Below are 21,955 nucleotides of genomic sequence, written 5' to 3'. Positions count from 1 at the left end.
AATTATTTGAAACGGGTGTGGGTGGCATCGGCGAGGCGCCAGTCCCAGTCGCCCTGCGGGGCGTCGGGGTCGCGGGGCGGCAGCATCTCGACATGGTTGATGGCGCAGAACTCGGCAAAGGCCGCGCGCGGGAGAATCATCTCGACGAAGATTTCCGGCTCGCCAATGGCGAATTCGAATTCCACAAAACCGTTGGGCCGCTCGCCCGAGAGGCGGACGAAGCGCCGGGTGATGTCCATCGTGGCGTGTTCGACGCGCATGGCCGGCTCAGCTGACAACGGTCAGGAAGGTCTCGTGCAGCTTGCGCTGCGGGTAGTCGAGGCCCTGACCAAAGTTGTCGAAGGTCCAGGTCATGGTTTCGTAGTCGGGGTACGGCAGATGGCCACCGAAGAAGGTCTCGAAGCGGTTGCCGGACGGGTCCCACGCGTAGATCGTGCAACCGCGGGTCACGCCGTGGCGGGTCGGGCCGATGTCCACTGGCACCGTGTTCATCGACATGATGTCGCCGGCGCGCAGCACCTGGTCCCAGCTTTCCATCAGGAAGGAACAGTGGTGCAGCTTGCCCGGCTCGGGATACTCGGCGAAGGCCACGTCATGCACCTTCTGCCCGCACGACAGCCAGATCGCCGCGTTGCCATTGCCATCCGGCGTAAGCACGCGCTCCACGAGGTAGAAGCCGAGCACCTCGGTGAAGATCTTCTGCACTTCGGCCACGTTGGGGCCATACAGCAGCGCGTGATCGAGGCGGATCGGGGCGATGCCGTGGTCACGCGCCTTGCTCCACGGCGCCGGATTGACCAGCGGAATGCCGTTGCCGACCTTGGTCTTTTCGGCATACAGCTCCATCACGTGGCCGGAGGGCAGCGTAAAGCGCACGCGCTCACCGGTTTCCAGCATCTCGCCGGCCGGGATGCGTTCGGTCTTGATGCCGTAGGCCTGCAGATCGGCGTCGAGCCTGTCGAGAGTGGCCTTGTCGAGCACCCGCCAGCCAAAGAAATCCAGGCCGGCACTGTCAGCCTGACGAATCACGTAACTGCTGTGATCGCGCTCGTCCCAACACTTGAAATACACCCGCCCTGTCGCGTCGCGGCCGGTTTCCACCAGGCCAAGCACATCCCGGTAAAAGTGCACGCTCTCTTCCAGATCCAGCACGCGAACCTGGGCGTGGCCCGGGCGCAGAACACCAGTCATTGCCATATCTCGTCTCCTCTTTTCTTATGGATGCTGCAAACGGAAATTCAGCGAACGGAAACCGGCGTGCAGACTTTCTTCTGCAGCTTGCCGATCACCTTTAAAGACAGGTCACTGGAGGGGTACACCCGGCAGGCCAGCAAGCGCTGATGGGCCACGTCGTCGTCGCTGACGTGCTCGCGGCTCATCGCCCGGGTGTGGAATTCGCCGGCGAGGACTTCGATCTTGCAAACCCCGCAGCCGCCACCCCGGCAACCCACCGGAATCCCCCGCAAACCCAGGCGATGCATGCCTTCGAGCAGCGATTCCCGCGGCGCACAGGCGTAAGAAACGCCCGCTTCTTCGATCCTGACCATGTGTGGCATGACCCCTCCTTTTGGTGTCTCGACGTTTTCGTCACTTGGCGGCTTGGATTAGCCTCACTTATGCCGCGCTTAGTATTTCTAATGCAGATGCCGTGCCACACGCGCAAGGCATTGATTTGTATGGATGTGGAGACGAAAGGTGGCGACTCGCGCAGATCAGCGCATGACGCTTTTGTCCAGCGCCCAAATTCGCCTGACAAAAGCGTCAAGCTGCAGCGCAGCAATGGAAGGGCACGGGGAGGCCCGGCGCAGCCGATCCAGCCCGGTGCTGTCACAATCGGCAGCTCCCAACGAAGGAAGCGCCACCGTGGAATTGCTACGCCTGAGTGCCCTGTTTGCACTCACCGCCCTCGCCGAAATCACCGGCTGCTATTTGCCCTGGCTGGTGCTCAAGCAGGGCAAAAGCGCCCTGCTGCTTCTGCCCGCCGCCGCCTCGCTGGCCCTGTTCGCCTGGCTGCTGACCCTGCACCCCGCCGCCGCGGGTCGAACCTATGCGGCGTATGGCGGCATGTACATCGCCGTGGCGTTGATCTGGCTGCGTGTGGTCGATGGCGTTGCGCTGACGCGCTGGGATGTGACGGGCGCGGTCATTGCGCTGGTCGGGATGGTGGTGATTGCGCTGCAGCCGACGGCAGGTTGAGGCTTGGGTGTTGGGGCGGCGGGAGGCTGTATGGCGGATTTGCACGGCCCGATTGAATCCGGCTTGCGGGAGGCCAGATTCAATCGGATGGCGTGTGCAGCCTCTTAGCGGTCCGCGTCGGCGGCAGCGGCGTCGCCGGTAAAGAAGGATTCACTCTTGCGGGGCACAACCCGGTAGGTCTCGTCCTGGAACAAACCCTGGACGGTGCTCATCGTCCCGGCCTGCAGGTTGTAGATCGTCACCGGCTTGGCCACCACTGCCGGCACCGCGGGAACGAAGAAGCTCGGCACCACGGACGTCCGCCACAACTTGCCTTCCGAGTCGTAGCCATCCACGAGGGCCAGCAGCCAGGTGTCCTCGTCGAAGTAGTACTTGCGCTTCGGTACGGCATGCCGCTTGCCCGACACCACGGTGGCCTCGATTTCCCAGACCCGGTGCAGCTCCCAGCGCAACTTGCCGGAATTGAGGTGGTGCTTGTCGAAGGCTTCGGACTCCTTGGCCGTCACCAGTTCGTTGTTGTTGTAGGGGATGTACATCTCCCGCTTGCCGACGAGCTTCCACTCGAAGCGGTCGGGGTGGCCCATGTAGCCCATCACTTCATCGAAGTAGTTGGCACCGGAGGAGACAAAATCCGGCGTGTCGTAAGCCACCGTCGGCGCCCGCCGCACGCGGCGCTGCCCCACCAGGTACTGCCAGGCCTGGCGCGGCACCTTGGCATTGATGCTGTCACGCAGGACCAGCGATTCCCCCGCCTTGAACGGCGGCGCCGTGGTGTTGAAACGCTGCAGGAAATACTCCCCGGTCCAGCCCTTGGCCGAGCCATCCTTGTAGTAATACGGGTGCTGGAAGAAGTTGTCGGTGCGCGTGGCCATGGTGCGGGCGCCATTCGAGGTGCCGACGATGTTCTTCGAACCGAACTCGACCGACTCCGGCTCGATGCGCAGGATGTAGTTCCAGATCACCTCCACACCGGCCTTGGGAATCGGGAAGGGCACCCCGCCGAAACAGCCCTCCACCGACAGCCCGGCATCCACCGTCTTGCAGTTGGCCGCATTGCGGGCCGTCGCGTCATACACATGCTGCGGCGCGACGGCGGTGCGGTGGGTCGGGAAGGCATTGACGCGGAAGGACTCGGGGTATTTCTTCAGGAGGGCCTGCGTGCCTTCGGACAGCTTGTCGGCGTACTGGGCCAGGTTCGATGCGGAGATCTGCACGACGGGCTTTTCTGCGGGGAACAGGCTGACGGGAACGTCCCCCACCTTGGCGCCGGCGGCCTTGGTGACGGCGCCGCTCCACGCCGGAATGCTGCCGTCCTTGTTGCCGGCCCGCTCGCCGCCAAGGGGCGTCAGGGCGCTCTTGAGCTGGGATGCCTCGTCGGCGGAAACAGCTGCGACGGCCGGCTGAAACTGGGCCAGCGCGCCGACCACGACCAGATGGATGATTGCCTTGCTCTTCATGTTGGGATTCCTTTTATGGGCGGGTGATCAGAAGCTGCGCTGAATCGACAGCGACACGAAGTCGCGATCCCCGTGAAAGTTCTGGTAGGAATTGAGGCCGGCGGGTGTGGAAACCGAGCCGGCGGAGCCGACGTAATGGGTGTAGTTGAGCCCGGCATGCCAGGCCTTCTGATACACGACCTTGGCCCCGACACTCACGCTGCCACCGTGCTCCGCGGGAAACAGCACGCCATTGACCGACGAGCGCCCGAAAAGGCCATAGCTCACCCCGATGGGCAGCTGCAGATCGGTTTCCGGCAACACCTGGAAATACTCCGGCGTGAACACGAACTGCGCGGCCCCGGCATCCTTGGTGGCATTCGGGTCCAGCGCTTCCGGGTTGTCGCTCACCCGCAGGCGGCGGTTGAAGGCGAACTCGCCGACGAAAGAGGCGCCATCCCACAAGGCGTTGGCGCTCAGCACACTGATGGCCGAGAGGTTGAGGTGCAGCGTGTCGCCCTTGGGAAAGCGCGCATTGCTGCCCCCGTCGGCGGCCGGATCGTTGGTCGGAAAAATGAAGCTCCCGGCGGCCACCAGCGGCATGTTGCTGCGGAAGGACATCTCCCCCGCCACGTTGGTGTCGCCAACCAGGGTGCTGAAGCTGCCGCCCACCGTGCGAATGTTCTTCCCGTAGACCATCACGTAATCCTGGGGCACCACGCCACCGGGGCCGGCGTTGAAGCGGGCATAGAACTGGGGCAGCTTCTCGTGGAAGTTGGCCGCGTAGAGCCCGTATTCACTGTCGCCAGCCTTGAAGCGCACCTGCACCCCGCCCTGCCCCGAGTTGCCCGGCTCGATGTCCTTGCCGCGCCTTGCCGGACCGTAGGGCGTGTACAGAATCTCCCCGCCGTCATCGACGAAATCGGCAAAGCTGAAATAGCTGCCGGCCGCCGGCAGGCGCGACTTGCGCCATTCCGGCTGGATGTAGGCGCCCACGATGAGGTCGGGCGTGATCTGCAACTGGGCTGACACCTGCCCCACCGGCCGGGCGACCTCCTTGAACTGGGAGTTGGGCACCGACAGCGCCCGCGCCAGATCCAGCGGCGTCTGGGCCCCGGCAATGCCGTTGTTGCCGAAGAACAGGCTTTCGCCGTAGAGCTGGGTGAAGCGGCCCGCCTTGAGGTTGAGGTTCATGTCCGCCACGGACTGCCGGGTATACACGAAGGCATCCAGCACCTCCGCGTTGCGCCCCTGGGCAATCCGCGTGTGCTTGTTGAAGCGGTCGTAGGGGCCGCTCTGGTTCAGGCCGGGGGCATCGTCGGCGCTGCGCTCGTTGCTGTGCTGGTAAACGTCGTCGTACCACCCGGCGGCGCTGACCCGAAAGCCGCTGTCGCGCTTGTAGCGCACCCCCAGCTCGGTGAGGATGTCGAGCCGGTTGGAGATGAGGCCACGACCGAAATTGCGGTCGCCGTCATTGGTGTTGACCTGCGGTGTGCCCCCGGCGAGGCCCTCCGGCGCCACACTGGCATTGACGCCCCGCACGCGCCAGGCAGTGCTGTATTTCAGCGTGGTATCCCACGAAATGGCCAGATCCGGGGAGCCCGTATCGACATTGAAGGACAGCGCCGGCCCCGACAGGGCCATGCCCGCACAGGCCCACGCGACCGCTCTGGCAAGAAGCTTGATTTGCATGCTCATCCTCCTCGTTCAGACGCGCGCGGCAGAGCGGGTGTCCGCGGCATCGGCCTGCGCGCGCTGCACCTCGTCGGCAATCACACTGCGCAGGATGCGCCGGGCCCGCACCGCCCCCACGTCGCTGCTGAGCAGCACGGGGTTCAGGCTCAACAGGTCGGCGTTGCCGATGTTGACGTACTGGGCGTCCACATAGGGCCCGTCCTCATCCACGAAGGCATCGTGCATGCCCTTGATCTTGGCGGCGTTGTAGTCGGCGTCGTCCACCAGGTGATTGCGTCGGGTGGCGAAGAAGTAATGGGTGGTGCCGTCGCTTTCCGGGGTGGTGGTGTGCAGGTCGTACTGGCCGACGCAGTGCGCCAGATCCAGCGCACTGTCGTCCTGGGTGGCGCCGATCTGCAGTTGCACGGTGGTCGGCGCCATGAACTTCACCTCGACAAAATGCCGCGCCTCGGCCATCGGCTCGGGCAGGAACTGATTGAGGATGAAGATCGGCGGCGTCTGCTTCCACTCCCAGCGGGTGGCCACGGTACTGTCCGTCTCCTTCACCTGGGGAACCTGGGGGGTGAGCTGGCCGCGCGTTGAAATGATCTCGCCATGCAGGTGATCGACGTGGCTGAGATCCATCACGTTGTCGGTGATGAGTTCGTAATAGGTCTTGCGGTGCATGTAGGTGAAGCCGACCCCGTTGGGGTGGCCTTCGGTCAGCGGGCTGACGTCCGGCAGCTTCGCTTCGTCGGCGGGCGCGTCGCCCGGCCAGATCCACAGAAAGCCGTAGCGTTCGACCAGCGGAAAGGTGCGCACCCGCGCCGCCCGGGGAATATGGCCATTGCCGTGCGGGTTGTGATTGCACGCACCGCTGCAATCGAATTTCAGGCCGTGGTATTTGCAGACCACATCATCGCCTTCGCGAAGGCCCATGCTGAGCGGCACGAAGCGATGCGGGCAGCGGTCGAGCAGCGCCACCGGGCTGCCGTTCTTGAGCCGGTAAATCAGTACGGGCGTATTGAGCAGCTTGCGCGCGAACAAGCCCTCTGCGCCCACCTCCGACGACAGCGCGGCGACGTACCACGCGTTTTTGAGGTAAGTGACACTTCTGGATGTCTCCATTTTTTTCTTCTCCAGGTGTGATTCCCAAGCGGCATGCCTGGGCGGTGAAATGTGGCGATGACAACCGCCACGCTTACAAATCGATGAGCAGGCTTGGCGTGCGGGCGCGCGAGCAGCAGGGCGTAAAGCAGCGGTTGCAGTCCCGCTCTGCGGCACTGAGAAAGACGTCGCGATGCTCGGGAATGCCTTCCAGAACCGGCAGGAGGCAGGAACCGCAGACGCCCTGCTCGCAGGACAGAGGGATATCTATGCCGTGATCGAGCAGGGCCTGGGCGGCCGTTTGATCTGCACCGACAGGGATGCGGATGCCGCGCCGCGCCAGGACCAGCTCGAAGTCGCCATTCCCCCCCACCGGGGCCACTGCAACAGGTGCCGCGAAATGCTCGAAATGCACACGGCTGTCGCTCCAGCCCGCCGCACGCGCCGCATCGCAGACATGCGCGATAAAGCCCGCCGGGCCGCACACGTACAAATGGGCATCGTCCCCGAGCGCGCCAAGAACCGCCGCCACATCCAGGCGCCCCTGCTCCGGTTCGCTGTCGTAGTAAAAACGGACCTGCCCGGCATAAGCCGCCTGCCCGAGGGCGTCCCGGTAGGCGGCCCGCTCGGGGGCGCGGCTGCAGTAGTGCATTTCAAAGGTCTGGCCTTGGGCATGCAGCGCCTCGGCCATCGCCAGAATCGGCGTGATGCCGATACCGCCGGCAAACAGGATGGAGTTCGTCGCCGGCACCAGCGGAAAGAGATTGCGGGGGTGGCTGATGGTCAGCGTGTCGCCAACCTGGATATCCCGGTGGGCACACTCGGACCCGCCACGCCCGTCCGGATCGCGCAGGATCGCGACCTCATAGGCCGCGCCCGCCTTGCACAGGGAATACTGACGAACCATGCCGTTGGGCAGCGTGATGTCGATGTGCGCCCCGGCAGAGCAGGAAGGGAGTGATCCGCCATCGGCGGCCACCAGAACAAGACTCAGAACATCAATTGCGGCGTCGCGCTTTTCGAGCACGCGAACAGCAAGCATGGGTTGAGGACTCAACACAGCCGGGGTCTCCTTTTGGGTGAAAGTGTCTGAGCCACTTCGGGCTCTTCCCCAACACATCGCAATCCCCATGCCAACGCCGCAAATCAAATCAATCTATTGTTTTATAAATACTTTTTCTCACACCAGGATCAGAGATAGAATCAATATCGCTGAAAACAGCACAACCACTTTCCTTGAATAAGAAAACTTTCTGTTTTCAGAAACGTGAAATCCACTCACATGCCTCATTCCGCAGCCGGGCACCTCCAGTCAGTCCCAAGAGAGATCGATGACCGGGAACTGTCCAAATACGTCCGCTTTGATCCTGACAGCGGGCAGATCACGCTGCTGGATCAGCGCATGCTGCTGATCCACGGCTTCACCCTTGCCGCCCTGAGGCGGGAGTTGATCGAGCGTCTGGGAGTCGAATCCACCCGCGAGCTATTCACCCGCCTGGGCTACCAGCAAGGCATGGAAGATGCGCGGCGGCTCCATGCTGCCGAGGGCGGCGATCTGAAGCGGACGTTTGCCTACGGCCCGCGCCTGCGCGAGATGGAAGGCTTTGTCCGGAACCAGGCCGTCGACCGGATTCGGTTCAACCAGGAGACCGGGGATTTCTGGAGTGACTATTACTGGGAGTCTTCCTGGGAGGCCGACATCCATCGAGCCCAGTTCGGCGTCAGTGGCTCTCCGGCGTGCTGGATGATGGTCGGCTACGCCAGCGGCTTCACCACGGCACTCATGGGGCGGCCGATCCTGTGGCGCGAAGTCGAGTGCGTTGCCATGGGGCACGCCAGATGCAGAGTCATCGGCCAGCCTCTCGAAGAATGTGACGATGCAGAAGCCCACCTGAGCTTCCTCCAGGTCGAGGACTTCATCGCCACCCCCAAGCGCCGAAAAGCAAGACCTGCCGATGCCGACCAGAAGGAAGAGGCGCCCCGGCAGTTGCCCGACCTGATTGGCGCGTCGACCAGCTTCAACGAAGTCGCCTATCTCATCAAACGCGTGGCCCCCACCGACGCAACCGTACTGCTGACGGGCGAAAGCGGCGTCGGCAAGGAGCGCTTCTCCAAGGCGCTTCACACTCTCGGGCCCCGGGCGGAACGCCCCTTCATCTCCATCAACTGCGCGGCGATCCCCCACGAACTCGTCGAGGCCGAACTCTTTGGCGTGGAAAAAGGGGCATTTACGGGCGCAACCGTCTCACGCCCCGGACGCTTCGAGCGCGCGAGTGGCGGCACCTTGTTTCTTGACGAAATCAGCAGCCTGCCACTGCACGCACAAGGCAAACTGCTCCGCGTGCTGCAAGAAGGCGAGGTCGAGCGCGTTGGTGATACCCAGGTGCGCAAGATCGATGTGCGCATCATCGCAGCGACAAACCGTGATCTGCGTGCCGAGGTGGAAGCAGGTCGATTCCGCGAGGACCTCTTCTTTCGCTTGAATGTCTTTCCCGTCAAGATCCCGCCCCTCCGGGAGCGCCGCGAAGACATTCCCTTGCTGGTGGATACCTTCGTCAAGCGCTATTCCACCCGATTTGCCAAGACCATCGCGGGCTTGACGCAGAACGCCAGCGAAAAGCTGTGGGCCTACAACTGGCCGGGCAATATCCGGGAACTTGAAAACATCATCGAGCGCGCGGTGATTCTTGCCGAGAACGACGGCAGCATTGATGTGGAGCATCTTTTCTCGGGAGGCGAGCAAGTCCCCCTGACGGTGCAGCCCTTCTCGCTCGCCGAGACGCGACAAAAAGGGATCGCTGACCAGCTGCCCCTCAATCAAGCAATCGAGAAAATTCTGGACGCACAGGTTTCTCTTGAAGAAGTCGAAACACTGCTCATCGCATCGGCCTTGAGGCGCACAGACGGAAATCTGTCTGCCGCCGCCCGCCTTCTGAAACTGCGGAGAGGGCAACTCCAGTATCGCGTAGACAAACAGGCCGCTGAACGGTGATTGCGTTGCAGCAAGACCATAAAAAGACTAAATTAAATCTCTTCCAAATCAGGAGCACGGCCATGCGTTACTCATCTCAAGTCAAGCCGATCAGCTACCTCAAGGCCAACGCTGCCGAGGTTCTGGCGCACCTCACTGAGCACCGTGAGCCCCTGATCATCACCCAAAACGGTGAAGCCAAGGCCGTGCTGCAGGACGTGGCCTCCTTCGAAGAGACGCAAGAAACACTGGCCTTGCTGAAAATCCTGGCACTGGGCAACCAGGATGTGGCCGCTGGCAAAGTCAAGCCTGTGGCCGATGTAGTTACCCGTCTGCGCGCCAAGCGAGCCGCCGTCTGATGGCCGGCACACCCGCCAGTTTTGAAGTTCTGCTCACCGAAGGTGCCGAGCAGGACCTGGAAGCCATACACGACTACATCTCCGAGTTCGACTGTGTGGCCAACGCCAACTACGTGCTGGATGCGTTGCTGGAGAGTGTCGAGAGCTTGTCGACGTTTCCGGAGCGCGGCAGCTACCCGAAAGAACTGGTGAGCCTCGGCATCAAGGAGTATCGCCAAACCTTCTTCAAGCCATACCGCGTGATCTACCGTATTACTGGCCGCCAGGTCATCCTCTACCTGATCGCTGACGGGCGTCGTGATATGCAGTCGGTGTTGGCGAGAAGGCTGCTGGGGGCGTAGGCGATCTTCGCCCCGCAGCCACGGGCCAAACCTATGCCGCGTATGGCGGCATGTACATCGCCGTAGCCTTGATCTGGCCGCGCGTTGTTGATGGCGTTGCGCTTACGCGCTGGGATGTGACGGGCGCACTCATTGCGCTGGTGGGGATGGGGGGGATTGCGTTGCAGCCGACGGGGGGTTGAGGAATGGGCTTGGGTTGGCGGGAGACTTGTACGAGAGGCAGGAGACAGCCAGGAGCGGTCCGTTAAGGAAGTGCTCTATAGCAGCGATTGGCGCTGGCCGTATGAGTGTTGATTGATGAGGTGACACACATCGGATAACCTCTCATTCAACTGGATCTGCACGAAGAGCAGCGCAGACCGTTGAATTAAAAAATTATATTTCACCTGGAGTTACGCCTCAATGAGATTTGAAGATTGGATGCGCCACAGAGGCCTTTCTTCATCTTCGGTAAAGAAATATGAGGGAGCAGTCCGTGGCGCCATGTCTGAATGGGCTTTAGACAACGGACTTATCGCGGGGCCGCTTACATCTTTGGTAAGCCGTACGTCATTTGAAAATGTCGCATTAAAGATTCGCGAACTGCCGATATTCCAAGAGCGGAACGAGCGTGGCAACAACATGTATAACGCTGCCCTGACTAAATTCGCTGAGTATCTTTCGGAAGGCTTCAAAAGCGACATTGAGTCCGACATTGATGAGATTTTTTCTACAAAAGACATTGGAGAAACAGAGAAAAGCAATCTAGTTAAGTCGAGAATCGGTCAAGGCACTTTCAGACAAAAACTGGTTGCTTACTGGAGTGGTTGCTCTGTAACTGGATTCAAAGACACGAACCTCCTCGTTGCCTCGCACATCAAGCCTTGGAGTGCGTCAAACAACGCAGAACGCCTGGACCCCTTCAACGGACTTCTGCTAATTCCAAACTTGGATAAAGTCTTTGATGCTGGTTTCATCACGTTCAGTGCGTCAGGAAAGATATTAATTTCCCCTATGCTGACTGAACCGGAGAAGCTCGGCATCTCAGTTCAGCTGCATGTTCCCCTCGCCAAGCAGCATCAGGTGTATATGGAGTTTCATCGAACAGAGGTTTTCCGAGCCACATAACATGGCACTCAACCTCGGTCCCTTCGGTCGCTGGACGCTGCGAGATAAAGCAGTGCAGCTTCGGTTAGCTCTACGTTGAATGTCTGTTTTTCCTACTTGTGACCAGCCGCAACAGGTCGTAAGCACTCACCTCGAATGCGGCAGCCTCCCCCTACCCCTCCACCCCCTGCTTCAACCTATAAGCCAACTGCCGCCTTGTAATCCCCAGCAGCTTCGCTGCATGCGTGAGATTCCCCCCCGCCCGCTGCACCGCCAGTTCCAATAAACGGGATTCATGCTGCTCCAGATCGAAGCCGTCCTGCAGGATGGCTTCGCACAGGCGGCTGCGGCTGGCGTCGCCTTCGTTGCCGACAACGCCGGCGCGGTCCACTTCGGCGCCTGTCGTGGCCGGGGCGCCGCCGGCGAACAGGTGGTCGATTTCGATGAGGCCGCCGTTGGGGGCGAGCAGGACGCCGCGTTCGATCAGGTTCTGCAGTTCGCGCACGTTGCCGGGCCACTGGTAGCTCATCAGCGCCTGCATGGCGCGGTCGCTGATGCCCTGGAGTTTCTTGTGGTACGACTCTTCGTACTTTTCGAGCAGCGAGGCGGCGAGCAGCGGGATGTCGCTGCGGCGGTCGCGCAGCGGCGGGATCACCACCGGGTAGGTGGCGAGGCGGTAATACAGGTCGGCGCGAAAGCGCCCGGCGGCGATGGCTTGCTGGAGGTCCACGTTGGTGGCGGCCACCAGGCGCACGTCGATCTTGCGCGTCTGGTCGTCACCGAGGCGTTCGATCTCGCCGGTTTGCAGCACGCGCAGCAGTTTGACTTGGGCAGCGGGCGACAGATCGCCGACTTCATCGAGGAACAGGGTGCCGCCGTGGGCACGCTCGAAGCGGCCGGCGCGGGAGGCCTGGGCGCCGGTATAGGCGCCCTTCTGCACGCCGAAGAGTTCAGATTCGATGAGGTCGTGGGGAATGGCCGCACAGTTGACGGCCACGAAGGGCTGGCTGGAGCGGTTGCCGTGGTCGTGAATCCAGCGCGCGAACATTTCCTTGCCGACGCCGGTTTCGCCGAGCAGCAGCACGGTGATCGGGCTGCTGGCGGCCTTGCTGATGAGATCGAACGCCCCGCGGAAGCCGGTGGATGCGCCGATCAGGTTGCCGGCGGATTCGACGGCGCCCAGGGTTTTGCGCAATCGGCACAGCTCCTCGCGCATCTCGTCGAGCTGGCCCTGGAGGTTTTCCGGTTTGAAGTAGTTGAGGTAGGCGTCGTCGCCCCAGGCTTCGGCCGGTTTGCCGACAACCTGGCACTGGGCATCGCCCCGCGCGATGCAGGCGGTTTCGCGAAAGACGATGAAGCGGTTGAAGAACTGGGTGACGTAGCCGGACGCGTAGCCGACCAGGCTCCAGCAGGCCATGTCGTCGCCGACGCCGAATTGCTGCAGGTGGGAATCGGCCTCCCAGGAGTTCTCCCATTCCACGTCACCCACAAAGCTGCCGCTCTCCCAATCGAGTTCGGCATGCACGATGGTGGCTTTCACCAGCCCTTCGAAGGCGTGCAGTTCGGGGCCGATGCGGAACACGTCGTAGGGGTCGCCCGCGCCGTAGAGCTTCTTGGCCAGTTCGGCATCCTGCTGGCCGGAGGCGAAGCCCATGCGCACCAGCAGGCCACGGGCGCGCTCGACGCCCAGCGAATCAAAAAGCTCGCGGCGCAGCGCACCCATGGCGCGGGCGTGGAAGAGCAGCATGCGGTTCTCGTCGAGCCAGATCTGTCCCTGGTCCACGTTGAAGCGCAATCGCGAGCGTAGATTGAACTGCTCGATCAGTTTCTTTGGCGGTGCCATTTCTTGTCTCCCCCGGCCTCGTCGAGCCGTCCTTGGGCCGTACTTTAACCCTCTCCAGCTCGCCGACCTACGCCACCGAGGGGCACGTTTTTCAAGGCTGGGCGTCCTCCGATGCCATGTTCATCAGGCGCACAAAAAGCAGCTTGAACGCCTCGTCGCGCTCGCTACCCACACGGAATTCGGCGTTCTGGCGGAAGGCCGTTTCGATCTCGCGCCAGTCGTCGTCCAGCAGATGACGGCGGGCGGCCGGCAGGATGAGCTTCTCTTCGGCGCTGAGGTGACGCCACTGGGCGTCGGTAAAACGTTCGATGGCGGCAGCCAGCGCGCCGAACTGCTGTGCATCGCTGCGCGACTGGCCGAGCAGCGTCTCGATGTCGTCGATCTGCTGGGTGCCGTCGCGGTGCTCCTGTTCCAGCGAGGCGATCAGTGAGGCCGCCTCGTCGGTGCGTCTGGCCAGCAGCTTGAAGAGGAACTGTTCCTCCTTGGGGTGGTGCTGCACTTCGGGGAAGGCCTTGATGTAATGCACCATCGCGGCGAGGAAGTCGAGATCGGGCGTGGCGCCGGCTTCACGCAACTGCACGGCGAGCCGGCGCAGGCCGTTGATGACGGCGGCGATGGCCCGGTGTTCGTCCTTGATGATGCCGATGGCGGCTTCGGCGGCACTGCCGGCCACGTTGCTCTCGACACTGGCCACCAGCACCGGCAGCGTGCTGTGGGCGAGCACCTTCTGGGTTTGCGAGCCGAGCATCAGGCCGCGCAGGCCCTTGCGACCGTGGGAGGCCATGAAGATCAGGTCGCAGCCCTTCTCGGCGGCCACGTCGAGGATCAGCTCGAAGGGCCGCGCGCCGGTGCGGGCCACGCCCTCGGCCGGAAGCCCGAAGGCGCCGGCAGCGGCGAGCGCCTTGGCAAGAATCGCGCTGGCCTCGCCGGCAGCCGCTTCGACGAAGGCTTCGGGCGACAGGCTGCGCAAGAGCGCGCCGTCACCGGAGCTGCCCACATCTTCGCGGGCGGTGAAGAAGGTAATGCGCGCGTCCAGCGTGCGGGCAAATTCGACGGCCTGGGTAACCAGGCTGGTGGACAGTTCGGAACCGTCCAGGGGTACGAGCAGGTGCTTATACATGTGTGTTCTCCTAGACCGTCACAAGCTTCTTCGGGCGCAGCAGGAAGTGGCCCAGCGCCGGCAGCAGGATCAAGGCGCCGAGCATGTTCCAGATGAACATGAAGGCGAGCAGGATGCCCATGTCGGCCTGGAACTTGATCGGCGACCAGGCCCAGGTGGCGACGGCGATGCCCAGCGTGATGCCGGTCAGCACGACCACCTTGCCGGTGAAGGTCAGCGCCTTGTAGTAGGCCTCGGAGAGACTCATGCCGCCCTTCAGGCGCGCCAGCGTCACCGTCATGATGTACAGCGCGTAATCCACGCCGATGCCCACGCCCAGCGCAATCACCGGCAACGTGGCGACCTTGACGCCAATGTTGAGCCACACCATCAGGGCCTCGCACAGCACCGAGGTGAGCATCAGCGGCAGCACCGCGCAGATCACCGCCTGCCAGGAGCGGAAGGTGATGAAGGCCAGCACGATCACCGCCAGATACACCAGGCCGAGCATCTCGACGTTGGCCTTCTTCACCACGATGTTGGTGGCGGCCTCGATGCCCGCGTTGCCGGCGGCGTTGAGGATGCGCAAGTCTGCTGTGGCGTGGCTGGCGGCAAAGGCTTCGACAACGCCGACCACGCTGTTGAGGGTGTCGGCCTTGTGGTCCTTGAGGTAGGCATACACCGTCAGCAGGTCGCAGTTCTGGTTGAACATCTCGCGCGGGGCGCGGGTGATGATGGCGTTGAGGTTGTCCTGCGAGCGGGGGATTTCCGACCACTTCAGGCTGCCTTCATTCATGCCGGCATTGGCCACCTTGGCCAGGCCCGTCAGCGAACTGGTCGCCTCGACGCCGGGCAGTTGCTGCAGCTGGCGTTCCAGCTCATCGACGGCGGTCAGGGTGTCGTAGTGGGCGCAGGCGTATTGCGGCGTTTTCACCATCACGATGTACACGTCGCTGCTGGCCGCGTAGTTGGCGACGATGTAGGCGTTGTCGCGGTTGTAGCGGGAGTCGGGACGCAGCTCGGGGGCGCCCGGGTCGGTGTCGCCGATCTTCAGCTGGAAGCTCACCACCAGCCCGGCGATGCCCATCGCAGTGCCGACGAGCACGGCAATGGTCGCCCACTTGCGCTGGGTGAAGAGATCGAGAAAGGCCCAGAACGGATGCTTGCTGTGGCTGCCGTCGGCGGCTTCCAGGGTTTCGGCCTGCAGGCTGCGGCGGGCGGCTTCGGGGCTGACGCCGGTGTAACTGAGCAGGATCGGCAGCAGCACGAGGTTGGTGAAGATCAGCACGGCCACGCCGATGCTGGCGGTGATGGCCAGATCCTGGATCACCTGGATGTCGATCACCATCAGCACCGCAAAGCCCACCGCGTCGGCCAAGAGCGCCGTCATGCCGGCCAGGAACAAACGCCGGAAAGTGTAGCGCGCCGCCACCAGCTTGTGGGTGCCACGCCCCACGTCCTGCATGATGCCGTTCATCTTCTGGGCGCCGTGGCTCATGCCGATGGCAAAGACCAGGAAGGGCACCAGCACCGAATACGGGTCAAGCTCGTAGCCCAGCGTCGGCAGCAGGCCAAGCAGCCACAGCACGGCGATCATCGAGCACAGCACCACCAGCAGGGTGCTGCGGGCGCAGCGGGTGTACCAGAACAGCACCGCGGTGCAGATGGCGATGGCGGCGGCGAAGAACAGCAGCACCTGCTGCAGGCCTTCGATCAGGTCGCCAACCACCTTGGCGAAGCCGGTGACGTGGATGGCGATCTTGTCGGACTCGTACTTGGTGCGCAGGGCTTCGATGCGTTGCGAGAGCTCGTGGTAATCGATGCGCGCACCGGTTTCGGCCACCTTGTCCTGCAGCGGCACCAGCACGATGCTCGACTTGTAGTTGGCGGCGACCAGCTGGCCGATCTCGCCGGAGCGCTCCACGTTGAGGCGCACTTGCGCCAGGCTTTCGGGAGAACCGTCGTAGTCGTCGGGCACCACCGGGCCGCCGTCGAGGCCTTCCTCGGTCACGCCGGTCCAGCGCACTGACGGCGTCCACAAGGATTTCATGTAGGGACGGTCGACGCCGGGGTACAGGAACAGCTCGTCGGAGATCTTCTTCACCGTGTCGAGGTAGTCCGGGTCGAAGATGTCACCGTTCTTGGCTTCGATGGCGATGCGCAGGCTGTTGCCCATGCCCGCCAGCTGGCCGCGGTTTTCGAGGAAGTTGACGATGTACGGGTGCTTCGTCGGGATCATCTTCTCGAAGGCGGCGTTCAGCGACAGGCCGAGAGCCTTGTAGCCGAGCACTGCACTGATCAGCGCGCACAGCACGACGATGACCAGCCGGTTGTTGAACAGCAGGCGCTCGGGGAGCGTGCCGGAGCGGGTGTCGAAATCCGCAATATCGCGGATCACCACACCTTCGGGAATGTCGTGAGCGTGGCTCATTTCTGTGCTTCCGCAGTAAGGGTTGCGGGCTCGATACGGCTGACGCCGCGAGCCCCGGAAACCACCAGAGCGCCATCGGCAGCCTGGATCATGCCGGTCAGACCGGCGCGTGGCGCCGCCGCCAGCGGGGCGAAACGGGTGGCGCCCGCATCGCCGCGCAGCAAGCGGCCGCTTTCGTCGGCGAGCAGCAGGCCGCCATCGGCGAGTTTGAGGGCGGCAGTCAGCGTCACCGGCTGGGGCAGTTCGAGGCGCACCCAGTTGGCACCGCCGTCGTCGCTGCGCCAGGCATTGCCGCGCAGACCGTAAGCGAGGAGTCCGTTGGTGCCCACCGGCAGCGCGCCGAAGAAGGTCCCGGCGTAAGGCGTGGTGATCTTCTGGAAGCTGGCGCCACCATCGGTCGAGCGGAACAGCACGCCCTGCTCGCCCGCCATCAGCAGGCTGCCTGCATCCTGGCGCACGGCGTAGAGATGCTTGCCGCCGCTGTTGGGGATGCGCCCCATCAACGATTGCCAGCTCGCGCCGCCATCAACGGTGGCGAGAGCCAGACCGTAGGCGCCGACAATCCAGCCCTGTTTGGCATCGGCGAAGTACACGCCGAGGAAGGGCTTGTCGGGGCCGTCCTGCAGCAGGCCTTCGGCTTCGCGCAGGTGACGGGCAACGCCATCGCCGCCGGCAGCAGCCAGCGCACGGGCGTTTTCAGCAACGATCTGCGCGGCCTTCAGGCCGTCGAGCTGGCGGAGCCAGGTGTCACCGCCGTCGGCGCTATGCAGCACGACGCCGCTGTGGCCAACGGTCCAGCCGAGCTTGTCGGAAACGAAATGCACCGAGGTCAGCGCAACGCTGACCGGTACGCTTTTGGCCTGCCGCCAGCTCTTGCCGCCATCGTCGGACAGCAGCACCAGGCCGCGCTCGCCCACCGATACCAGGCGGGTGCCGGCGCGGGCAACCGACAGTTGCAGCGAATGGATGGCGCGAGTGTTGGCCTGGGCGGGCTGGGCCAGCAGGTCAGCCACGGCGCGGCTTTCGGCGGCCCAGGCGGCGGGCACGGCCAGCGCGAGGAATGAGAGGGTCGCGGCCAGGCGGACCGACCGACGACCGGAGATGAGGGCTTGCATCTTGAATACCTGTTCCCGGGCCACGGCGGACCGCAGAGAAGATTTCGTCTGCCGGCAACGCACCGCGCAGGGCACGTGCCGGTCAGGCGTGGAGGAAAAGATCAGCGTGCAGCTTCGGCGGCAACGGCATCGCCGGTGAAGTAGGTTTCCTTCTTGCGCGGCACGATCTTGAAGTCCTCGTCGTTAAGCGCCTGGATGACGCTCATCGTGTTGGCCTGCAGGTTGAAAACCGTGGAGGTTTTCATCATCGTGCCCGGCAGCGAAGGCACCACGAAGGGCGTGACCTGGGTGGTGCGCCACAGCTTGCCCTCGGCATCGAAACCATCGACCAGGCCGATCAGCCAGGTGTCCTCGTCCAGGTAGTACTTGCGCTTGGGCACGGCATGACGCTTGCCGGCGGCCACGTTGGCTTCGACGACCCACACGCGGTGCTTTTCCCAGCGCACGTGGTCGGGGTTGAGGTGATGCTTGCCGATGGCGTCGTCGAGCTTGGCGCCGATGAAACCGTTGTTGTTATACGGAATCAGCATTTCCTTCTTGCCGACCAGCTTCCACTGGAAGCGGTCGAGGGCGCCGAAGAAACCCTGCACTTCGTCGAAGTAGTTGGCGCCGGAGGCCACGAAGTCGGGCGTGTCGTAGGACACCGTCGGGGCGCGACGAACGCGGCGCTGGCCAACCAGGTATTGCCAGGCCTGACGCGACTGCTTCATGTCGATGCTGTCGCGGATGACCAGCGACTCACCGGCCTTGAACGGCGGCTCCAGGGTGTTGAAGCGGAACATCGCGTACTCGCCGGACCAGCTCTCGGGCGTCGCATCCTTGTAGTACTGGGGATACTGAAAGGCGATTTCGTTGCGGGTGGCGAGGGTCTTGACCCCATCGGCGCCGCCGACGATGTTCTTGAAGCGGTACTCGATGGACTCGGCTTCGAGGCGCATCAGGTAATTCCACATCACCTCGACGCCTTCCTTCGGAATCGGGAAGGGCGTGCCGCCGATACAGCCTTCCAGCGAGTAGCCGCCGTCCTTGGTCTTGCAGCGGGTGGCGTTCTTGGCGACGTTGTCGTACACCTCCTGCGGCGCGGCGGCGGTGCGGTGACTGGGGTAGACGTCGATGCGGAAGGTTTCGGGGTACTTGGCGAGCAGGGCCTTGGTACCGTCGGAGAGCAAATCGGCGTACTGGGCGGCGTTCTTGGCGTTGACCTGGAACAGCGGCTTTTCGTCGGTGAAGATCTGGGTCGGGATGGCACCCAGCTTCTTGCCGGGCAGCGCCTTGGTGATGCCGCCGGTCCAGGCCGGAATGCTGCCATCCTTGTTGGCGGCCTTCTCGCCGCCCAGCGGGGTCAGGGTGGTCTTCAGCTTGGCGGCTTCGTCGGCGCCAACCGCGGCGTTGGCGGCCTGGCCGCCGGCCAGCAGGGCCACCAGCGCGGTGGCGAGAATCGTCTTGTTGCTCATGGATGTCTCCTTTTAATTCGGATCAGAAGGTGCGCTGAACGGACAGGGACACGAAGTCGCGGTCGCCATGGAAGTTGGCGTAGGACAGCGCGCCCGCACCGGTGATGACGGCGCCGGACGGGCCGTAGTAGTGCGTGAAGTTGAGGCCGGTCTGCCAGGTCTTCTGGTAGTCGCCCTTCACGCCGATGCTGACGTTGCCGCCGTGCTCGGACGGGAACAGTGCGCCATTCACCGAGGAGCGGCCGGACAGGCCGTAGCTCAGGCCGATGGGCACCTGCAGATCGAGTCCGGGCAGAACCTGGAAGTATTCCGGCTGGAACACGAACTGGATGGCGCTGGCGTCCTTGGTGGCGTTGGGATCGAGCGCACCCGGGTTGTCGCTGATTGCCAGGCGGCGGTTGAAGGCGAACTCGCCGACGAAGGACGCGCCTTCCCACAGGGCGCTGGCGCCCATTACGCTGATCGCCGACAGGTTGAGGTGCATGGTCTTGCCGGTGGCGTAGGCGTTGCGGTCCTTGCCGTTGGCGTCGGCACCAACCACCACCACGTTGCCGGCGGCCACCAGCGGCATATTGTCGCGGAAGGACAGCTCGCCGGCCACGTTGGTCTCGCCAACGAGGGTGCTGAAGCTGGCGCCGACGGTACGGATGTTCTCGCCGAACACCTGCACGTAATCGCCACCGAAGGCGCCCCGCGGATTGACGCCCGGCCGCACGTAGAACTGGGGCATCTTGTCGTGGAACTGGGCCGCGTAGAAGCCATACTCCGCGTCGCCGGACTTGTACTTGACCTGCATGCCGCCCTGCCCCGAGTCGCGGGCGTTCAAGTCCTTGCCGCGGCCGAGGATCAGCCCCGGCGCCATGGCGCCGAGGTTGAAGCTCTCACCGCCGGCATCGACGAAGTCGGCAAAGCTGAAGTAGCTGCCGGCGGCCGGCAGGCGGCTCTTGCGCCATTCCAGCTGATAGTAGGCACCGATGCTGACCGTCGAGCTGAGCTGCAGGTTGCCGCCGATCTGGCCGACCGGGCGGGCGACCTCCTTGAACTGGGAATTCGGCACCGACAGGGCGCGGGCCAGATCCAGCGGCGTCTGCGCACCGGCGATACCGTTGGAACCGAAGAACAGGCTTTCGCCGTAAAGCTGGGTGTAACGCCCGGCCTTGACGTTGAGGTTCATGTCCCACGGCGTGAAGTTGCCGTAGCCGAACATATCCAGGAATTCGGCCTTCTGGCCGTGAAGCTGCTCGGTGGCATGGGTGAAGCGGTCGGTCGCCACCGACTGGGAGTTGACGCCCTGGGTGCCGGGGTTGTCGTTGCGGCGGTGATAGACGTCGTCATACCAGGCCGCGCCGCTCATGCGGAAACCGAAGTCTTTCTTGTAGCGGAATTCGAGCTCGGAAAGCAGGTCGAGGCGATTGGAAATCAGCCCCTTGCCGAAATTCAGGTCGCCGTCGTTGATATTGACCTGGAGACTCGCCGGATCGCCGGCCACCTTGCCGTCGGCGCTGCGCACCCGCGCGGCAGCACTGTACTTGACGGTGTTGTCCCAGGAAACCGTAACGTCGGAATTGCCGGTATCGATCGCGACGGCGGCGGCGCCACCACTCGCCAGCAGAGCCGCGGCGGCGGCGATGGCCGCCACCAGACGACCGTTTCGCACAGCAAACGGCAGCGGCGCACCTTCCCTGCAAGAACGCTTGTTCATGTCTTCCTCCTCATGCGTGGTATGACTTGTTGCCCTTCCCGCGGCACAGGTCTTTGGCCTGCTTTGCGGTGGGTTGGGACGCAAGTTATCGCTCGGGAGGATTACCGTCCAATACCATTATTTCCCCTCACCAATACCTTCTGGGTATGATCGAATCCGGCATCCAGCCACATCGGGAAAAAGGAGAAGAAAGTGGATCTGCGCCACCTGCGCTACTTCGTCGCCGTCGCCGAAGAGGAGAACATCGGACGGGCCGCCGCCCGGCTGCACATCTCGCAGCCGCCCCTGACCCGGCAGATCCAGCAGCTTGAAGAGGAACTCGGCGTCACCCTGTTCATCCGCACCCCGCGGGGCATGGAACTGACCCAGGCCGGCGAGCTGTTTCTGGAGGAAGCGCGCAACATCCGCTCGCTGGTCGAACAGGCCACCGAGCGCACCCAGCGGGCCGACCAAGGCAAGCTCGGGCGCCTTGACGTGGCCATCTTCGGGTCGGCCATCCTCGACGCCATTCCCAAGCTGCTGCTGGCCTTTCGCAACCACCACCCGGACGTGAAGGTGGTGCTGCACACCATGACCAAGGCCGAGCAGATCGAGGCCCTGCGCCAGCGCCGCATCTCGGTCGGCTTCAACCGCATGCTGACCCCGCTGGAGGACATCGGCGTCCAGCAGGTCGCCATCGAAGACCTGCTGCTGGCCATCCATGCCGACCACCCGCTGGCCCGCCAGCCGAGCATCCGCTTTGCCGACCTGCAGGACCACCCGATGGTCCTGTTCCCCACCGGCGCGCGCCCGAGCTTCATCGACCGGGTGATCGGTCTGTGCAGCGAAAGCGGCTTCCAGCCGCAGATCTCGCAGGAAGTAGGCGATGCGGTCACCGGCGTGGCCCTGGTGGCGGGCGGCTTTGGCGTCTGCCTGGTACCCGAGTCGGCCACCACGCTGCAGTTTCCGAGCGTGGTCTACCTGCCGCTCACCGATACCCCGCCCAACTTCCACGTGGACCTGAGCTGCATCTACCGCAAGAACGACCAGTCGCCGATCCTCGCGGCCTTTCTGGAGACCGTCGAGGAATACAAGAAGACTTCCCCCGGATCGCGCCGCTAAGCCCCGGCACGCCCCGCCGCGACCTATTTACCTTGAATAC

At 63.4% G+C, this 21,955-nt stretch carries 18 protein-coding genes and 2 pseudogenes; 7 read left to right on the top strand and 13 right to left on the bottom strand.

All coding sequences use genetic code 11. The features are described 5' to 3' along the window. Nucleotides 1-2: 2 nt before the first annotated feature. Genes ETQ85_RS20060 through ETQ85_RS20050 form a run of 3 tightly spaced genes read right to left on the bottom strand, consistent with a single transcriptional unit; the run spans nucleotide 3 to nucleotide 1,556 of the window. Nucleotides 3-260 carry a phenol hydroxylase subunit gene (locus ETQ85_RS20060; protein ID WP_148580864.1) on the bottom strand — a complete coding sequence of 86 codons (258 nt, stop codon included), beginning with the start codon at nucleotides 258-260 and terminating at the stop codon, nucleotides 3-5. Nucleotides 261-267: 7 nt separating this feature from the next. Then, entirely contained in the window at nucleotides 268-1,197 is a 930-nt protein-coding gene (locus tag ETQ85_RS20055) for a catechol 2,3-dioxygenase (RefSeq protein ID WP_148580863.1), read from the bottom strand. A gap of 41 nt (nucleotides 1,198-1,238) precedes the next feature. Next, a complete protein-coding gene (locus tag ETQ85_RS20050) occupies nucleotides 1,239-1,556 on the bottom strand; it encodes a 2Fe-2S iron-sulfur cluster-binding protein (RefSeq protein ID WP_148580862.1) in 318 nt (105 codons plus the stop codon). Between the two features lie 307 nt (nucleotides 1,557-1,863). On the opposite strand from ETQ85_RS20050, the gene ETQ85_RS20045 reads away from it, so the two are divergent. After that, a complete protein-coding gene (locus ETQ85_RS20045) occupies nucleotides 1,864-2,196 on the top strand; it encodes a YnfA family protein (RefSeq protein WP_148580861.1) in 333 nt (110 codons plus the stop codon). A 104-nt stretch (nucleotides 2,197-2,300) separates the two neighbouring features. Here the strand turns inward: ETQ85_RS20045 and ETQ85_RS20040 are convergent, their stop codons facing one another. From ETQ85_RS20040 to ETQ85_RS20025, 4 genes are all read right to left on the bottom strand, one after another. Continuing rightward, a complete protein-coding gene (locus ETQ85_RS20040; RefSeq protein ID WP_148580860.1) occupies nucleotides 2,301-3,653 on the bottom strand; it encodes a DUF1329 domain-containing protein in 1,353 nt (450 codons plus the stop codon). 27 nt (nucleotides 3,654-3,680) lie between these two features. Then, complete coding sequence (locus ETQ85_RS20035) at nucleotides 3,681-5,324, bottom strand: DUF1302 domain-containing protein (RefSeq protein WP_246128838.1); 1,644 nt, start codon at nucleotides 5,322-5,324, stop codon at nucleotides 3,681-3,683. Nucleotides 5,325-5,339: 15 nt separating this feature from the next. Then, nucleotides 5,340-6,434, bottom strand: coding sequence for an aromatic ring-hydroxylating oxygenase subunit alpha (locus ETQ85_RS20030; protein WP_187394790.1), 1,095 nt, complete (start codon nucleotides 6,432-6,434; stop codon nucleotides 5,340-5,342). Nucleotides 6,435-6,507: 73 nt separating this feature from the next. Beyond that, entirely contained in the window at nucleotides 6,508-7,455 is a 948-nt protein-coding gene (locus tag ETQ85_RS20025) for a PDR/VanB family oxidoreductase (RefSeq protein ID WP_148580858.1), read from the bottom strand. Nucleotides 7,456-7,695: 240 nt separating this feature from the next. On the opposite strand from ETQ85_RS20025, the gene ETQ85_RS20020 reads away from it, so the two are divergent. The 5 genes and pseudogenes from ETQ85_RS20020 to ETQ85_RS20000 all read left to right on the top strand — a co-directional run bounded on the left by ETQ85_RS20020 (nucleotide 7,696) and on the right by ETQ85_RS20000 (nucleotide 11,191). After that, complete coding sequence (locus tag ETQ85_RS20020) at nucleotides 7,696-9,405, top strand: sigma-54-dependent Fis family transcriptional regulator (RefSeq protein WP_148580857.1); 1,710 nt, start codon at nucleotides 7,696-7,698, stop codon at nucleotides 9,403-9,405. Between the two features lie 62 nt (nucleotides 9,406-9,467). Next, nucleotides 9,468-9,743, top strand: a complete 276-nt coding sequence (locus ETQ85_RS20015) for a type II toxin-antitoxin system Phd/YefM family antitoxin (RefSeq protein WP_148580856.1) — start codon at nucleotides 9,468-9,470, stop codon at nucleotides 9,741-9,743. Next, the gene (locus ETQ85_RS20010; protein WP_148580855.1) at nucleotides 9,743-10,084 is read left to right on the top strand and encodes a type II toxin-antitoxin system RelE/ParE family toxin; all 342 of its coding nucleotides are present in this window, start codon (nucleotides 9,743-9,745) and stop codon (nucleotides 10,082-10,084) included. Before ETQ85_RS20015 ends, ETQ85_RS20010 begins: the two co-directional genes overlap by 1 nt. 11 nt (nucleotides 10,085-10,095) lie before the next feature. Further along, nucleotides 10,096-10,266: pseudogene (locus ETQ85_RS20005) on the top strand (YnfA family protein); the annotation flags it as partial. Between the two features lie 220 nt (nucleotides 10,267-10,486). Beyond that, nucleotides 10,487-11,191: an HNH endonuclease gene (locus tag ETQ85_RS20000; RefSeq protein WP_148580854.1), complete on the top strand. Its 705-nt coding sequence runs from the start codon at nucleotides 10,487-10,489 to the stop codon at nucleotides 11,189-11,191. A 151-nt stretch (nucleotides 11,192-11,342) separates the two neighbouring features. Here ETQ85_RS20000 and ETQ85_RS19995 read toward each other — a convergent pair whose 3' ends face one another. The 6 genes and pseudogenes from ETQ85_RS19995 to ETQ85_RS19970 form a co-directional block, all read right to left on the bottom strand. Continuing rightward, nucleotides 11,343-13,013, bottom strand: a complete 1,671-nt coding sequence (locus ETQ85_RS19995) for a sigma-54-dependent Fis family transcriptional regulator (RefSeq protein ID WP_148580853.1) — start codon at nucleotides 13,011-13,013, stop codon at nucleotides 11,343-11,345. Between the two features lie 91 nt (nucleotides 13,014-13,104). Continuing rightward, nucleotides 13,105-14,133 carry a universal stress protein gene (locus ETQ85_RS19990; RefSeq protein WP_148580852.1) on the bottom strand — a complete coding sequence of 343 codons (1,029 nt, stop codon included), beginning with the start codon at nucleotides 14,131-14,133 and terminating at the stop codon, nucleotides 13,105-13,107. Nucleotides 14,134-14,143: 10 nt separating this feature from the next. Further along, nucleotides 14,144-16,543 carry an efflux RND transporter permease subunit gene (locus ETQ85_RS19985; RefSeq protein WP_148580851.1) on the bottom strand — a complete coding sequence of 800 codons (2,400 nt, stop codon included), beginning with the start codon at nucleotides 16,541-16,543 and terminating at the stop codon, nucleotides 14,144-14,146. Between the two features lie 266 nt (nucleotides 16,544-16,809). Continuing rightward, nucleotides 16,810-17,658: pseudogene (locus ETQ85_RS19980) on the bottom strand (WD40/YVTN/BNR-like repeat-containing protein); the annotation flags it as partial. Nucleotides 17,659-17,759: 101 nt separating this feature from the next. Further along, nucleotides 17,760-19,112, bottom strand: coding sequence for a DUF1329 domain-containing protein (locus ETQ85_RS19975; RefSeq protein ID WP_148580849.1), 1,353 nt, complete (start codon nucleotides 19,110-19,112; stop codon nucleotides 17,760-17,762). Between the two features lie 22 nt (nucleotides 19,113-19,134). Then, complete coding sequence (locus ETQ85_RS19970) at nucleotides 19,135-20,814, bottom strand: DUF1302 domain-containing protein (RefSeq protein WP_148580848.1); 1,680 nt, start codon at nucleotides 20,812-20,814, stop codon at nucleotides 19,135-19,137. Between the two features lie 192 nt (nucleotides 20,815-21,006). Between ETQ85_RS19970 and ETQ85_RS19965 the strand changes: the two genes are divergently transcribed. Beyond that, nucleotides 21,007-21,915 (top strand): LysR family transcriptional regulator, encoded by a 909-nt coding sequence (locus ETQ85_RS19965; protein ID WP_148580847.1) that lies wholly within the window; start codon nucleotides 21,007-21,009, stop codon nucleotides 21,913-21,915. Nucleotides 21,916-21,955: the final 40 nt, after the last annotated feature.

Origin of the sequence: Zoogloea oleivorans, from assembly GCF_008107625.1 — a bacterium.
GTDB classification, from domain to species: domain Bacteria; phylum Pseudomonadota; class Gammaproteobacteria; order Burkholderiales; family Rhodocyclaceae; genus Zoogloea; species Zoogloea oleivorans.
Note: the sequence above shows the minus strand (reverse complement) of the source record. Positions and strands in the feature narration are given on the sequence as shown.